The following is a 14,990-nucleotide window of genomic DNA, read 5'->3' on the forward strand; positions in this document are numbered from 1 at the left end:
CCCAGCCACGTGTCAACCGGCGGGCGGCGGCTCGGGCGCCGTCGGCTCAGCCGGCGTCGGTCTCTCCGCTGACCGGCGGATGGGCCCGCGGCGGGGCGTAGCGAGGCACGTACTCCTGGCCGGTGAGCTTCTGGATCTCACCCATCATCTCGTCGGTCAGCTGTCGCAGCGACAGTCGGTCGTCGGAGCGACCGGTGTAGTCGAGCGGCTTGCCGAACCTGATGGTGATCTCACCGGTGAAGGGGCGCGGCACCCGGGCACCGATCGGCTGTACCTTCTCGGTGCCGATCATGCCCACCGGGATGATCGGCACGCCGGCCGCGATGGCGAGCCGGACCGCTCCGGTACGCCCCCGGTACAGTCGCCCGTCCGGCGAACGGGTGCCCTCCGGGTAGACGACCACCAGGTCCCCGCCCTTGAGCGCCGGGATGGCGGCGTCGAACGCGGCCAGCGCGGCCCGCCCGCCGGCCCGCTCCACCGGGATCGCGCCGAGACCGGTGAGGACGAACTTGGAGAAGCGGCCCTTGACGCCAGTGCCGGTGAAGTACTCGGACTTGGCCCAGAACGCCAGGTGCCGGGGCACCACCGTGCCGAGGAACAGCTCGTCGGCCACCGACAGGTGGTTGCCGGCGAAGATCGCGCCGCCCTGGTCCGGGATGTGCTCCAGCCCCTCCACCGTCGGACGGAACGCCAGCCGCATCGCGGGCCCCACGGTGAGCTTGCCGATGGTGTAGAGCAGCGGCACTGGTCCTCCGGGCGGATCGAGTGAGGTAAGAGGCGGTGTCACCGTAGCGGACCGCCCCACGCCGGCGAGCGTGAGGTCGGCCGCGTCCGCTGGCTGAGTGCGGGGGCCCTTCCGGTCGGAAGGGCCCCCTTCGGACAACTCAGACCCGACGCACCACCACGGTCACGGGTACGCCCTCGCCGACCTCACCGGCGAAGCCGTCGATCCCCTCGGCGAAGTCGACGCTGTCGGCCAACACCTCCCGGACCACGAAGTCACGGTGCCCGGCCACCGCCGTCCGGACCTCGTCGGAGCCCGACGCCGTCACCACGATCCGGTCGGACACGTCGAGATCGGCGTCCCGGCGCGCCTGCTGCACCACCCGGACGAAGTCCCGGGCCAACCCCTCGGCGGCGAGTTCGGCGGTGACCGTGGTGTCCAGCACCACCACCCCCTCGCCGCCGGGCAGCGGCGCCGAGTGCTCGGCGTCGGCGGCGACCAGGCGCAGCTCGTACTCGCCGTCGGCGAGGGTGACGCCGGCGGCCACCGGGGCACCGTCGACCAGCTCCCACTCGCCCGCCTTGACCGCCTTGATCACCTGTTGCACCTGCTTGCCGACCCGGGGCCCGAGCGCTCGCGGCACCACCGTCAACACCTGCTGGCAGTACACCGACACCTCGTCGGTGACCTCGACCTCCTTGACGTTGACCTCGTCGGCGAGCAGGTCGGCGAACGGCCGCAGCTGCCCGGCCGCCGGGCTGGCCACGGTCAGCTTCGCCAGCGGCAGCCGTACCCGCAGCCCCTTGGTCTTGCGCAGCGACAGCGTCGCGGAGGCCACCGCCCGCACCGCGTCCATCGCGGCGACCAGCTCGTGGTCGGCCGGAAACTCCTCGGCCACCGGCCAGTCGGTCAGGTGCACCGACCGCTCGCCGGTCAGCCCGCGCCAGATCTCCTCGGCGGTGAGCGGCGCCAGCGGCGCCACCACCCGGCAGAGCGTCTCCAGCACGGTCCACAGCGTGTCGAACGCGTCCGCGTCGCCCGCCCAGAACCGGTCTCGGGAACGACGCACGTACCAGTTGGTCAACGCGTCCAGGTAGGACCGGACGGTGGCGCAGGCGCCCGAGATGTCGTACGCGTCCATCTGCGCGCCGACCGTCGACACCAGCTCGTTGGTCTTCGCCAGCACGTACCGGTCGAGCAGGTTGCCGGCGGCTCCGCCGCCACCAGCCGGCGCGGTGTCGGTCTTCCGCTTCGCCAGGTGCGAATCGGCGTTGGCGTAGAGCGAGAAGAAGTACCAGACGTTCCACAGCGGCAGCAGCACCTGCCGGACAGCGTCGCGCACGCTCGACTCGGTGACCGGCATGTCCCCGCCCCGCAGCACCGGCGAGGACATCAGCATCCAGCGCATCGCGTCCGACCCGTACGAGTCGAAGACGTGGTAGACGTCCGGGTAGTTGCGCAGGCTCTTGGACATCTTGCGCCCGTCGGAGCCGAGCAGGATGCCGTGGCTGAGGCAGTTGCGGAACGCCGGTCGGTCGAACAGCGCGGTGGCCAGCACGTGCATGGTGTAGAACCAGCCCCGGGTCTGCCCGATGTACTCCACGATGAAGTCGCCCGGGTAGTGGTGCTCGAACCACCCGGCGTTCTCGAACGGGTAGTGCACCTGGGCGAACGGCATCGAGCCGGACTCGAACCAGCAGTCCAGCACCTCCGGCACCCGGCGCATCATCGACTTTCCGGTCGGGTCGTCCGGGTTGGGGCGGACCAGGTCGTCCACCGCCGGCCGGTGCAGATCCGTCAGCCGTACCCCGAAGTCCCGCTCGATCTCCGCCAGCGACCCGTACACGTCGACCCGCGGGTAATTGGGGTCGTCGGACTTCCACACCGGGATCGGCGAGCCCCAGAACCGGTTACGGCTGATCGACCAGTCGCGGGCGTTGGCCAGCCACTTGCCGAAAGAGCCGTCCTTGATGTGCCCCGGCGTCCAGTTGATCTGCTGGTTCAGCTCGACCATCCGGTCCTTGAACTGCGTCACCGCGACGAACCACGAGGACACGGCCTTGTAGACAAGCGGCGTGTCGCAGCGCCAGCAGTGCGGGTACGAGTGGGTGTAGGTGTCCTGCTTGAGCACCACCCCCCGCTCCTTGAGCTGACGGATCACCGGCTTGTTGACGTCGAAGACCTGCTCACCCTCGAAGGGCGGGACCAGCCCGGTGAACCGGGTGTGATCGTCGACGGTGACGATGGTCGGGATGCCGGCCGCGTTGCAGACGTTCTGGTCGTCCTCGCCGAACGCGGGGGCCAGGTGCACGATCCCGGTGCCGTCCTCGGTGGTCACGAAGTCCGCGCCGAGCACCTGATAGGCGTTGTCACCGGCGTGGGCGACCAGGAAGTCGAACAGCGGCGTGTAGCGGCGACCGACCAGGTCCGCGCCGCGCACCGTGCCGACCTGCTGGTACCCGTCGAGTTCCGTGGCGTACGCACCGAGCCGCGCCGCGCCGACCAGGTGCCGGACGCCGTCACGCTCCAGCACCGCGTACTCGATGTCCGGGCCGACGGCGAGCGCCAGGTTCGACGGCAGGGTCCACGGGGTGGTCGTCCAGACACCCAGCCGCACCGGCCCCCGGAGCAGTTCCGGTGCCGAGTCGTCGGCGGTCAGCTCGAACCACACCGACAGCGTCGGGTCGTGCCGGTCGCGGTAGACGTCGTCCATCCGGGTCTCGGTGTTCGACAGCGGCGTCTCACACCGCCAGCAGTACGCCAGCACCCGGAAGCCCTCGTACACCAGACCCTTGTCGTGCAGGGTCTTGAAGGCCCACATGACGCTTTCCATGTAGTCCAGGTCGAGGGTCTTGTAATCGTTCGTGAAGTCGACCCAGCGGGCCTGGCGGGTGACGTAGCGCTCCCAGTCCTGGGTGAACTCCAGCACCGAGGCGCGGCATGCGTCGTTGAACCGGGCCACGCCGAGGTCGAGGATCTCCGCCTTGCTGGTGATGCCGAGCTGCTTCTCGGCGACCACCTCGGCGGGCAGGCCATGGCAGTCCCAGCCGAAGCGCCGCTCCACCCGTCGGCCTCGCATGGTCTGGTAGCGCGGCACCACGTCCTTGACGTACCCGGTGAACAGGTGGCCGTAGTGGGGCAGACCGTTGGCGAACGGCGGGCCGTCGTAGAAGACGTACTCGTTGTCGCCGTTGCGGCCGGCCTCGCGGCTGTCGACGCTGGCCTCGAAGGTCTTGTCGGCCGTCCAGTGCTCAAGGACCCGGCGCTCGACCGCGGGCAGGTCCGGGCTCGCCGGTACGCCGCCGGCGGTCGGGTCGTGCAACGGATAGGCCATCGCCTGTCGCTCTCCTCGCTGACGCTCACTGTCGTGGGTCTGCGAGGACGAGCCCTCCGGTACGCCGTCACCGGCGCCCCGGGTCGGACCCGCGGTACCACCCCGCTTGACGGTCAGGATCGACCGCCCGCTCGTTAGGTCGGCGATAACGGGCCGCCCCGTCCGGTTCTACTGAGCCGGTCGCCCGGCCGTTCTTCCGGAAGCTCCCCGGTGATAGCCGGATCATCGCCGCCCTCCCATGATACCCACCCCACCTCCCACCCCTCCCCCCAATAACCCCGACGCTCCCGCCCTCCGCGATCTTGCAGTTCTGGTCCCCCATTCACGGCTTCTACACCGTTATGCGCGGACAGAAAGTGCAAGGTCGCGGCGGGCGGGGAGCGGGGGTGTGGTCAGGGGGTGGGGAGGGTGGTGGTCCAGAGGGAGTGGCCCTGGCGGTTGCGGAGGTGGACGGTCAGGGCACGGGTGTCGGCGTCGATGTGGACCTCGCCGAAGTGTTGGAAGCCCTCCGCCGGGGACGTGTTGGCCCGCGGCGGGGCGTTGACGAAGACCGCCTTCGGGCCGAAGGTGCCGTCCAGGGCGTTGGGGCCGAACGCGCCGGCGTGCGCCGGCCCGGAGACGAACTCCCAGAACGGGGTGAAGTCGGCGACCGCCGCCCGGGCCGGGTCGTAGTGGTGCGCCGCGGTGTAGTGCACGTCGGCCGTGAGGAAGACGATGCCGGTCACCCCGGCCCGGTGGGCCGCGCCGAGCACCTGGGCGAACTCCAGCTCCCGGCCGGCCGGCGCACCCGGGTCGCCCTGCGCCACGCCCTCCTGCGCGTCGGATCCGTCGGGCCCACCAGTCCGAGCGGCAGGTCGATGGCGATCACCTTCCAGGTGGCCCGGGACCGGGCCAGCTCGCGGATCAGCCAGGCCCGCTGCTCGGCGCCGAGCAGGCCACGCTCCCGGTCGGCGTAGGTGTTGCCGTCGTTGGGGTCCTTGTAGGTCCGCATGTCCAGCACGAAGAGATCCAGCAACGGGCCGTACGACAGCCGTCGGTAGCCCGGTCCGCGTGGCGGCGTGGGCAGCCACTCGTCGAAGGCCCGCCGGGCCCGCGCGGCCAGCACGTCCACCCGCCGCTCGGTGTAGCGGCTGTCGGTCAACACCTCGCCCGGGTACCAGTTGTTTGTCACCTCGTGGTCGTCCCACTGGTTGACCTGGGGCACCTCCGCGACGAACGCCCGCAGATGCTCGTCGAGCAGGTTGTACGCGAACTGCCCACGGAACTCGGCCAGCGACTCGGCGACCTTGAGCTTCTCCGGCACGACCAGGTTGCGCCACTCCCGCCCGTCGGGCAGCGTCACCGTCTCGGTGAGCGGATTGTCGGCGTAGACCGTGTCGCCGCTGCACAGGAAGAAGTCCGGCCGACGCTCCCGCATCGCCCGGAAGATCTCCATGCCACCGAAGTCCGGTGCGATGCCCCAGCCCTGTCCCGCGATGTCCCCGGTCCAGACGAACCGCACGTCACGACGGTGGCGCGAGGACGGCGCGGTGGTCAGTGATCCGGTCGACGGCGCGCTGGCCAGGCCCGGCCGGTCCAGGCTCTCCACCCGCACCCGGTAATGCAGCCGCTCGGCGCCGGGCAGCCCGCGCAGCCGCACCTTGCCGGTGAAGTCGGTGCTCGGGGTCAGCAGCGGCCCGCGTACCTGACGGGCACCGCGGAAGTCGGGCCGGCGAGCCACCTCCACCAGCATCCGGCCCGGACGGTCGGCTCGGGTCCAGAGCACCGCGCAGTCCGTCGTGGCGGCCCCGCTCTGCACACCGTGGGTCAGCATCGGCCGCCCGGAGGGCCGCCAGGCCGGTCCGGCGAGCGCGCCCGGTCCGCCCAGCAGCGCACCGCCGGCGACACCGGCACCAGCGACCAGACCGGCGCGCAGCAGGGTACGTCGATCGAGTTCGGTCATCGTTCCTCCTGGAATGAGGGGACTGACCGCTTCGGTCTACCGGGCGGACGTGGCCATCGACGTCTGCGCGGATGACCGCCACCGGAACGGTGCATGGCCGCCGTCACATTCCCCGCCTGTCACGCGGCGACCCCGGTGATCCGTCGTGGTGGTGTCATACCGATCTACCGGGAGGTTGTCATGCAGCGGATCAACGTGGCCGAGGTGGCGCCGGAGGCCTTCAACGCCGTGCTGGGGCTGGAGAAGTACGTCCGGGCCAACGTCGAGCACACCGTGCTGGAACTGGTGAAGCTGCGCGCGTCGATGCTGAACGGCTGCACGTACTGCGTCGACATGCACAGCCGGGAAGCGCTCGGCACCGGCGAGTCGAGCCGGCGGCTGTTCGCGGTGGCCGCCTGGCGGGAGGCGCCCTTCTTCGACGAGCGGGAACGCGCCGCGCTCGCACTGACCGACGCGGTCACCCGGCTGGGCGAGCATGGCGTGCCCGACGACGTCTGGGACGCCGCGTCGAAGGTCTGGTCGGAGAAGGCCCTCGCCGACCTGGTTCTGGCAATTGCCACAATCAACGTGTGGAACCGGATCGCGGTGACCTTCCGCAACGAGCTGCCGACGGACGTGTGAGTCCGGTCGAGGCGGCGGAGGCGGCCGGTGCGCTCGACGCGCACCGGCCGATGCTGCTCGGGCTGGCCTACCGTCTGCTGGGCAGCCGGCACGACGCCGAGGACGTCCTCCAGGAGGCGTACCTACGCTGGTTACGGGTCGACCGCGCCGAGGTGAGCGAGCCACGTCGCTACCTGTCCCGGGTGGTGACCCACCTGTCGATGGACCGGCTGCGGGCCCGACAGGCCGCCCGCGAGACGTACGTCGGGCCGTGGCTACCGGAGCCGGTGCCGACCGCGCCGTCGCCGTTCGGGCCGCTGGAGCGTGCCGAGTTGCGCGACTCGCTCTCCACCGCGCTGCTGCACCTGCTGGAGCGGCTCACCCCGCCGGAGCGCGCCGTCTACGTGCTGCACACCGCCTTCGAGCTGCCCTACGCGGAGATCGCCGAGCTGCTGGACCGCTCCGCGGAGGACTGCCGTCAGTTGCACCACCGGGCGAGCGTGCGGATCGGGGGCGACAAGCGCCGGTTCACCGCCGACCGGGCGGAGCAGGAGCGGCTGCTGGAGGCGTTCATCGCCGCCGCCACCGAGGGTGACCTGGCCGCGCTCACCGATCTGGTCGCCGCGGACGCGACCGCGTGGAGCGACGGCGGCGGCCGGGTGCGGGCCGCCCGCAACCCGGTCACCGGCGCCGACCGGGTGGGCCGGTTCCTACTGGGCATCCGCGACAAGAGCTGGCCACTCACCGTGCGGCGCACGGAACTCAACGGCCAGCCGGCCGCCGTGGTGACCACCGCAGGCGGTCTCGCGTACGCGGTCACCCTCGGCACGGCCGGCGGCCGGATCACCGACATCTTCCTGGTGGCCAACCCGGACAAGCTGCCCTGGGCGGCCTGAACCGACCGGCCGGCTCAGCCCAGCTCGGGGAACCAGAGCGCCAGCTCGCGCTTGGCGCTGTCGGCCGAGTCGGAGGCGTGCACCAGGTTCTCCCGGTTGGACAGGGACAGGTCGCCCCGGATGGTGCCGGCGACGGCCTTACGCCCGTCGGTCGCACCGATCAGGCCACGCACCACCTCGATGACCTGGTCGCCGGAGAGCACCAACGCGACCAGCGGACCACCGGTCATGAAGGCCTTCAGCGGCGGGTAGAACGCCTTGTCGACGTGCTCCGCGTAGTGCTCGTCGGCCAGCGTGGCGTCCATCGTCCGGGACACCATCGCGTCGATCCGCAGCCCCTTACGCTCGAACCGGGAGATGATCTCGCCCACCAGTCCTCGACGAACCGCGTCGGGCTTGATCAGGACGAGCGTGCGGTCGTCCGGGCTGCTGCTGGACACGCTGGGTTCCTCCTCAGAGCGGAAGCCGGTCGGGCTGGGTACGGTCAGCCTAGCGACCCGGTCCCGGCGCCGGCGCGGTGGCCGGCCTTCCCCCGGCCCCCGATCCGGCCTAGCCTGGCCCTGACCCCCGGGAGGTCCACTGTGGCGAATGGTGGCGGCAACCGACCCATCGCACCGGTACGCAAGTTGATCGCCGCGGTGCTGGGCACCGTGGCCACCTTCGTCATCCTCTTCGGCCTGGGCATGACCAGCTGGGCGATCGTCGCACTCGGTGCCGCCCTGCTCGCCCTGGCGATCGCGCTGGCCACCGTGCGCGGCGGCGGCCGCACCTGGGTCGTCGGCGCCGGCCACGTGCACAGCGCCTCCGAACCACCGACCCAGTACGCCTTCGGTCGCTGCGAACTCCAACTGGTGATCGACGCACCCGGGCTACCGCCCCGCTCGAAAAAGATCATCGAGCCGAGGGTTCCGGTGTCGAAGTGGCCGTCGCTGGGGCAGACCCTGCCGATCCGGGTGGCGTTGGACGACCCGCGACACGTCCGGGTGCTCTGGGACGAGGTGCTCACCCATACCGAGGCCGGCAGCACCGCCGACCTGCCTCCCGAGTTCGCCACGGTGCCGCCGGACGAGGTGCTGATCGGGCAGGAGGCGCCGCCCTGGGCCGGCCGGACGCCGGAGGACGACTTCCACGACCCCTCGGCCGATCCGCCTGACGGCCCGCCCGGCGGTCCGCCGGACAGCCAACCGCACGACGCCCCGGTCGAAACCGTGGAGCACGTGGAGCGCCACGAGACGGTGCGGGTACGCCAGCGGCCGGGCCGTCCGGTCGTGCTGGAGGGGACCGTGGTGGAGCGCTCCGACGAGCATCGGCTGCCCCGCCGAGCCACGCCCGCCCCACGTACACCGGCCGAGGAACGACTCGCCACCGCGGCGACCTCCGTCGGCGACGAATCCGCCGACCCGATAGCCGATCCGGTGACCTCGGGGCGACCCCCGCAGCCACCGACCGGCCCGAGCACGGGCCTGACCGACCCGATGGCTCCCCTCGACCCGCTCGACCTGCCACTCGACGACCCGGAACCGGGCCCGGCGGCCGCCGCCGACCTGCCGGCAAGCGGCCACCCGCAGCCGGCGGCCGATCGGACGGGCACGGTCGACGCGGGGGAACTGGACGAGGCGATTTTCGGCTTCGATCCGGACGCCGCGGATCCGGCGGCCCCGATCAGCGGAGTGGGCATCACCCTGCTGGTGACAGATTTGTCCCGTTCCCTGGAGTTCTACCGGGACCGGCTCGGTTTCACCGAGGTCGACCGGGGCGCCGCCAATGCGGTGCTCTCCTCGGGGACGACCCGCCTGGTACTACGCGAGGTGACCGGGGCCCAGCCGATCAGTCGCCGGCTGGTCCACGTCAACCTGGACGTGGACGACATCCAGCCGGCGTACGAGCGACTGCGGGAGTCCGGCGTCCGGTTCACCTACCCACCTCGGGTGGTCAACCGTGGCAGCAAGCTGGAGGTGTGGGCGGCGGCGTTCCGCGACCCCGACGGACACGGCATCGCGCTGACCCAGTGGCGGGAACTCGCCGAGGCCTGACGGCCTCGGCCTGCGGGAGGAGCCTGACGCACCCGCCGAAGCAGCCGGGTCAGCCCAGGATCACCCGGCGCACGTGCAGCGCGTACGCCCACACCAGTGCGAACATCACGCCGAGCACGAACAGCGACCAGTGCAGCAGGCCGGACAGTAGCAACAGCCCCTGCACCACGGTGCCGGCGTGCCAGGCCCACGGGCGGCGCATCAGGCCGGCGAGCACGATGGCGACCACGGCCAGCGCCACGATCACGGCGATTACCGCACCGCCGAGGTCACCGCCGACGGCCCGGATCGGCTGGATCGCCAGCAGCAGCACCAACGCCTCCAGGGCGAGAGCAGCCGCACCGAGACCGCGTACCGCCCGCTGCGGGTCGCGCAGACCGGACCGGCGCGGCTGGCCGTCGCCGTCGCCGGTCATCGCTTCAGCAGCCGGCGGGCGTCGGCCACGGTCACCACCGAACCGGTGATGAGCACCCCGACGCCGGCCAGCTCGCCCGGCACGTCCTCCTCGGCCAGCGCGACCGCAGCCTCGATGGCGTCCGGCATCTCCTCGGCCACCTCGACCCGGTCTGGGCCGAACACCTCCGCGGCCAGCGCGGCCAGTTCCTTGACCGGCAGGGCCCGGGGTGAGCTGTTCCGGGTCACCACAAGCTGGTCGACCACCGGTTCCAGCAGCTCCAGCAGGCTTGCGGCGTCCTTGTCGGCGAGAGTCCCCAGCACCGCCACCAACTTGCTGAACGCGAACTCCTCCTGCAACGCGGTGACCGTGGCCGCCATGCCCTGCGGATTGTGCGCGCCGTCGAGCAGGATCGTCGGCGCGGTACGCACCCGCTCCAGCCGCCCCGGGGAACTGGTGGCGGCGAAGCCTTCCCGTACCGCCTCCACGTCGAGCTGCCGGCGGGCACCCGCACCGAGGAATGCCTCGACGGCGGCCAGCGCCACCGCCGCGTTCTGGGCCTGGTGGGCACCGTGCAGCGGGACGAAGACCTCCTCGTACACCCCGCCCAGCCCCTGCAGGGTGAGCACCTGGCCGCCGACCGCGACGGCCCGGCGCAGGACGCCGAACTCCGAGCCCTCCCGGGCCACGGTGGCGCCCACCTCCGCGCAGCGTTGCAGGATCGGCCGGGCGGCCTCCTCCTCCTGCGCGGCGGCGATCACGGTCGCACCCTGGTGAATGATGCCGGCCTTGGCCACCGCGATGTCCTGGAGCGTGTCACCGAGCCACTCCGTGTGGTCGAGCCCGATCGGGGTCAGTACGCACACCCCCGCCTGGATGACGTTCGTGGCGTCCTCGGCGCCACCGAGACCCACCTCGACCACGGCCACGTCGACCGGAGCGTCGGCGAAGGTGGCGAAGGCCAGAGCAGTGGTCATGTCGAAGTAGGTGAGCGGCTCGGCCGATCGGTCGTCGACCAGCTCGGCAAGCGGCTTCACCTCCTGGTACACGGCGGTGAACCGGGCCTCGTCCACCGGCTCGCCATCCAGGCTGATCCGCTCCCGCACCGTCTCCAGATGCGGGCTGGTGTACCGCCCGGTGTGCAGCCCGAAGGCCCGCAGCAGCGAGTCGATCATCCGGGCCGTGGAGGTCTTGCCGTTGGTCCCGGTCAGGTGGATCGACGGGTACGCCCGCTGCGGGCTGCCCAGCAGGTCCAGCAGGGAGGAGATGCGGTCCAGCTCGAAGACCATCCGGGTGAAGCCGCGCGCGGCCAGCTCCGCTTCCACCTGCGCGAAGGCGGCGTGCTCCGCCCGGCCGACGCGCTCACCGCGCGCGCCCGCCCGATCGTCGGTACGGGCGCGTTCGGTCCGTTCGCCGGCTGCTGCACCGGCCCGCTCGTCACGGCGGCGATCGGTGCGGTCGGTGCCATCGGTACGGTCGGTCACGAGGAAAGCGCCTCCAGGGCGGCGTCGATGCGGGCCAGGTCCGCCTCGGCGACCGCCAAGCGTTCGCGGATCTTGGAAACGACGTGCTCGGGGGCCTTGCCGACGAACGCCGGGTTGCCCAGCTTCGCCCGGGCCTGCCCCGCCTCCTTCTCCGCCGCCGCGCGGTCCTTGGTCAACCGGGCCCGCTCGGCGGCAACGTCGATCGAGCCCCGGGTGTCCAACGCGACACTGACCTCACCCGGCATGGCCAGCGTCGCGCTGGCCTGGAAATCGTCGCCGGCCGGGTCCAGCCGGGCCAGCGACCGGATCAACGGCTCGTGCGCCGACACACCGGCACCGGACAGCCCGTCCAGCCGGGCCGCGACCCGCTGGGCCGGGCGCAGGCCCTGGTCCGAGCGGAACCGGCGAACCTCGGTCACCACCCGCTGGAGGGTCGCCACCTCCGTCTCGGCCGCGTCGTCGAGCAGCGCCCGGTCGGCCGTGGGCCACGCCGCCGTCAGTACGGTCTCCCCGCCGGTGAGCGCCGTCCACAGCTCCTCCGTGACGAACGGGATCACCGGGTGCAACAGCCGCAGCAGCCGGTCCAGCACGTGGCCGAGGACACGGCGGCTGACCTCGGCCGGTTCGCCGCCGCCGGTCAGCACCGGCTTGCTCAGCTCCACGTACCAGTCGCAGACGTCGTCCCAGGCGAAGTGGTACAGCAGGTCACAGACCTTGGCGAACTCGTACGCCTCGAACTGCTCGTCGACCTCGGCGGTGACGTGGGCCAGCCGGGACAGGATCCACCGGTCGACGGTCGACAACCGCCCGGCGTCCGGCATCGGGCCGTCGGTGTGCACACCGTTGATCAGCGCGAACCGGGTGGCGTTCCAGAGCTTGTTGCAGAAGTTGCGCGAGCCCTGGCACCACTCCTCGCTGACCGGCACGTCGCCGCCGGGGTTTGCGCCCCGGGCCAGGGTGAACCGGGTGGCGTCGGCGCCGTACCTGTCGATCCAGTCCAGCGGGTCGACCACGTTGCCGAACGACTTGGACATCTTCTTGCCGTGCTCGTCGCGGACCATCCCGTGCAGGGCGATCACGTCGAACGGCTGCCGGCCATCCATCGCGTACAGGCCGAACATCATCATCCGGGCGACCCAGAAGAACAGGATGTCGTACCCGGTGACCAGCACGCTGGTCGGGTAGAACTTCGCCAGATCAGGAGTCTGCTCCGGCCAGCCGAGCGTGGAGAACGGCCAGAGGCCGCTGGAGAACCAGGTGTCCAGCACGTCCTCGTCCTGATGCCAGCCCTCGCCGGCAGGCGGTTCCTCGTCGGGCCCGACGCAAACCACCTCGCCGGCCGGGCCGTACCAGACCGGGATCCGGTGGCCCCACCAGAGCTGCCGGGAGATGCACCAGTCGTGCATGTTGTCGACCCAGGCGAAATAGCGCTTGGCCAGCTCCGCCGGCTCGATGCGCACCCGGCCGTCGCGCACCGCGTCGCCGGCCGCCTTGGCCAGCGGCGAGGTGTTGACGAACCACTGCAGCGACAGCCGAGGCTCGACGGTGGTCCGGCACCGGGAGCAGTGGCCGACGGCGTGCACGTACGGCCGCTTCTCGGCGACGATGCGTCCCTCGGCCCGCAGCGCGGCCACGATCGCCGGACGGGCCTCGAACCGGTCCAACCCCTCGAACGGCCCGTGGGCGGTGATGACCCCCCGCTCGTCCATGATCGTCAGAGCGGGCAGGTCGTGCCGCTGCCCGATCTCGAAGTCGTTCGGGTCGTGCGCCGGAGTCACCTTCACCATGCCGGTGCCGAACGACGGGTCGACGTGGGAGTCCCCCACGATCGGGATCCGCCGCCCGGTCAGCGGCAGCTCGACCTCGGTGCCGATCAGGTGGCGGTACCGCTCGTCGTCCGGGTGCACGGCGACCGCCGTGTCACCGAGCATCGTCTCCGCCCGGGTGGTGGCCACCACCACGTCGTCGCTGTAGCGGATCGAGACCAGCTCGCCGTCGTCGTCGGTGTGCTCCACCTCGATGTCGGACAGGGCCGTCAGGCAGCGCGGACACCAGTTGATGATCCGGTTCGCCCGGTAGATCAAGCCGTCGTCGTAGAGCTTCTTGAACATCGTCTGCACGGCCCGGGACAGGCCCTCGTCCATGGTGAAGCGTTCCCGGTCCCAGTCGACCGAGTCGCCGAGCCGCCGCATCTGGCCGAGGATGGCGCCGCCGGACTCCGCCTTCCACTGCCACACCCGCTCGACGAACTTCTCCCGGCCCAGGTCGTGGCGGGACAGCCCCTGCGCGGCGAGCTGCCGCTCGACCACGTTCTGGGTGGCGATCCCGGCATGGTCCATCCCCGGCAGCCAGAGTGCCTCGTAGCCCTGCATCCGCTTGCGGCGGACCAGGGCGTCCTGCACCGTGTGGTCGAGCGCGTGCCCCATGTGCAGGGAGCCGGTGACGTTCGGCGGCGGGATGACGATGGTGAACGGTTCCCGGTCACTGTCCGCGGCGGCCCGGAAGCGACCGTCGGCTACCCACTGCTCGTACCGTCGCTGCTCTACCTCGCCCGGCTGGTACTGGCCGGCGAGGGTCGGGGCGTCGGGGCGTCGGGCATCCAGTCTCTCGGTCACCCTGAAAGTCTACGGAGCGCTTCGACGGACCCGACGTGCGCCACCTGTCGTTCGCGTACGGTGTCGGCTATGTCCGACGCACATCTCAGTCCCCGTCAGCTCGACGAGGGCGCTTCGCTGGTCGAGCTGACCGACGAGCCGATCGAGCTGGGCGACCGTGAGCCGACCGACGACACCGACCGGCGCCACGTGCGGTCCCGGCGGCGGCGCCTGGTCGTGGTGGTGCTCGCGATCATCGCGCTGGTGGGTGTCGGTGCGCTCGGCACCTGGGCTTGGCGGATCGTGCAGCAGAAGGACGCCCGGATCACCACCCCCGACCAGGTCGCCGGTCTTCGGCTGGACAGCAGCGACCGGGCGGCCAGCACCGCCGACTACCTGCGGAGCGGGCTGGCCGCCGACATTCAGCTCGACAGCAGCTTCGGTGCCGTCTACCAGGACCCGGCCGACGCACAGCGATCGGTACTGATCTTCGGAGGCACCACCCTGCTGTGGCAGCCGGAGCAGGATCTGGAGAGCCTGTTCGAGTTGATGGCCGACGAGACCGCAGCCGTGACCGGGCTTCACGGCGTGTCACCGGGCCGGCTGGGCGGCGTGATGAAGTGCGGCAGCACCGGCGGCGAGGGCGGGGATTTCGCGGTCTGCGGTTGGGCCGACCACGGCAGCGTGGTGCTGGCCATGTTTCCCGCCCGTTCGGTCGACGAGTCGGCCGGCCTGCTGCGGCAGATCCGGGAGAGCATGCAGACCCGCGACTGACCTCGCTGCCCACAGCAGCACAGTTGCCGGCCGGGCCCGGGCCGACCGGCCGATCAGTCCAGGAGCGTCCGCTGCCGGACCGTAGCGCGCACGGTGATGCTTGTGGAAACGCGTTCAGGGCCACCCTGTGGGTGGCCCTGAACGGGAAGTGTGTCCGGCGGTGTCCTACTCTCCCACACCCTCCCGGGTGCAGTACCATCGGCGCTGGAGGGCTT

General features: G+C 71.3%; 10 protein-coding genes and 1 pseudogene. 4 read left to right on the plus strand and 7 right to left on the minus strand.

Annotation, left to right across the window (positions count from 1 at the left end; genetic code table 11):
- Positions 1–46 precede the first annotated feature (46 nt).
- The 3 genes and pseudogenes from KBX00_RS26535 to KBX00_RS26545 form a co-directional block, all read right to left on the minus strand.
- Positions 47–745: a 1-acyl-sn-glycerol-3-phosphate acyltransferase gene (locus KBX00_RS26535; protein ID WP_210830789.1), complete on the minus strand. Its 699-nt coding sequence runs from the start codon at positions 743–745 to the stop codon at positions 47–49.
- Between the two features lie 139 nt (positions 746–884).
- On the minus strand, positions 885–4,058 hold the full coding sequence (gene ileS, locus KBX00_RS26540) for an isoleucine--tRNA ligase (protein ID WP_210830790.1): 3,174 nt from the start codon (positions 4,056–4,058) through the stop codon (positions 885–887).
- A 392-nt stretch (positions 4,059–4,450) separates the two neighbouring features.
- Positions 4,451–6,000, minus strand: a pseudogene (locus KBX00_RS26545) (alkaline phosphatase).
- A gap of 180 nt (positions 6,001–6,180) precedes the next feature.
- On the opposite strand from KBX00_RS26545, the gene KBX00_RS26550 reads away from it, so the two are divergent.
- Positions 6,181–6,621: a carboxymuconolactone decarboxylase family protein gene (locus tag KBX00_RS26550; RefSeq protein WP_210830791.1), complete on the plus strand. Its 441-nt coding sequence runs from the start codon at positions 6,181–6,183 to the stop codon at positions 6,619–6,621.
- On the plus strand, positions 6,618–7,496 hold the full coding sequence (gene sigJ / locus KBX00_RS26555; RefSeq protein ID WP_307869087.1) for an RNA polymerase sigma factor SigJ: 879 nt from the start codon (positions 6,618–6,620) through the stop codon (positions 7,494–7,496). Before KBX00_RS26550 ends, sigJ begins: the two co-directional genes overlap by 4 nt.
- A gap of 14 nt (positions 7,497–7,510) precedes the next feature.
- On the opposite strand, the gene ndk is transcribed toward sigJ, so the two are convergent.
- Positions 7,511–7,936, minus strand: a complete 426-nt coding sequence (gene ndk, locus KBX00_RS26560; protein WP_210830792.1) for a nucleoside-diphosphate kinase — start codon at positions 7,934–7,936, stop codon at positions 7,511–7,513.
- Positions 7,937–8,077: 141 nt separating this feature from the next.
- Here ndk and KBX00_RS26565 point away from each other — a divergent pair, with 141 nt between their 5' ends.
- A complete protein-coding gene (locus KBX00_RS26565) occupies positions 8,078–9,529 on the plus strand; it encodes a VOC family protein (protein ID WP_210830793.1) in 1,452 nt (483 codons plus the stop codon).
- A gap of 49 nt (positions 9,530–9,578) precedes the next feature.
- Here the strand turns inward: KBX00_RS26565 and KBX00_RS26570 are convergent, their stop codons facing one another.
- The 3 genes from KBX00_RS26570 to KBX00_RS26580 all read right to left on the minus strand — a co-directional run bounded on the left by KBX00_RS26570 (position 9,579) and on the right by KBX00_RS26580 (position 14,022).
- Positions 9,579–9,944 carry a DUF4233 domain-containing protein gene (locus KBX00_RS26570; protein ID WP_210830794.1) on the minus strand — a complete coding sequence of 122 codons (366 nt, stop codon included), beginning with the start codon at positions 9,942–9,944 and terminating at the stop codon, positions 9,579–9,581.
- Positions 9,941–11,212 carry a folylpolyglutamate synthase/dihydrofolate synthase family protein gene (locus tag KBX00_RS26575; RefSeq protein ID WP_301548674.1) on the minus strand — a complete coding sequence of 424 codons (1,272 nt, stop codon included), beginning with the start codon at positions 11,210–11,212 and terminating at the stop codon, positions 9,941–9,943. Before KBX00_RS26575 ends, KBX00_RS26570 begins: the two co-directional genes overlap by 4 nt.
- 191 nt (positions 11,213–11,403) lie before the next feature.
- Positions 11,404–14,022 (minus strand): valine--tRNA ligase, encoded by a 2,619-nt coding sequence (locus KBX00_RS26580; protein WP_210830795.1) that lies wholly within the window; start codon positions 14,020–14,022, stop codon positions 11,404–11,406.
- Positions 14,023–14,091: 69 nt separating this feature from the next.
- Here KBX00_RS26580 and KBX00_RS26585 point away from each other — a divergent pair, with 69 nt between their 5' ends.
- Positions 14,092–14,775: a hypothetical protein gene (locus tag KBX00_RS26585; protein WP_210830796.1), complete on the plus strand. Its 684-nt coding sequence runs from the start codon at positions 14,092–14,094 to the stop codon at positions 14,773–14,775.
- Positions 14,776–14,990: the final 215 nt, after the last annotated feature.

The sequence above is a fragment of the Micromonospora sp. C95 genome, assembly GCF_018070465.1.
Taxonomy (GTDB): Bacteria; Actinomycetota; Actinomycetes; order Mycobacteriales; family Micromonosporaceae; genus Micromonospora.

What these genes read in the sequence shown, in the direction of transcription:
- ileS (WP_210830790.1), bottom strand. Translation starts at nt 4,058, where the DNA reads ATGGCCTATCCGTTGCACGACCCGACCGCCGGCGGCGTACCGGCGAGC.
- KBX00_RS26550 (WP_210830791.1), top strand. Translation starts at nt 6,181, where the DNA reads ATGCAGCGGATCAACGTGGCCGAGGTGGCGCCGGAGGCCTTCAACGCC.
- KBX00_RS26570 (WP_210830794.1), bottom strand. Translation starts at nt 9,944, where the DNA reads ATGACCGGCGACGGCGACGGCCAGCCGCGCCGGTCCGGTCTGCGCGAC.
- KBX00_RS26575 (WP_301548674.1), bottom strand. Translation starts at nt 11,212, where the DNA reads ATGGTCTTCGAGCTGGACCGCATCTCCTCCCTGCTGGACCTGCTGGGC.
- KBX00_RS26585 (WP_210830796.1), top strand. Translation starts at nt 14,092, where the DNA reads ATGTCCGACGCACATCTCAGTCCCCGTCAGCTCGACGAGGGCGCTTCG.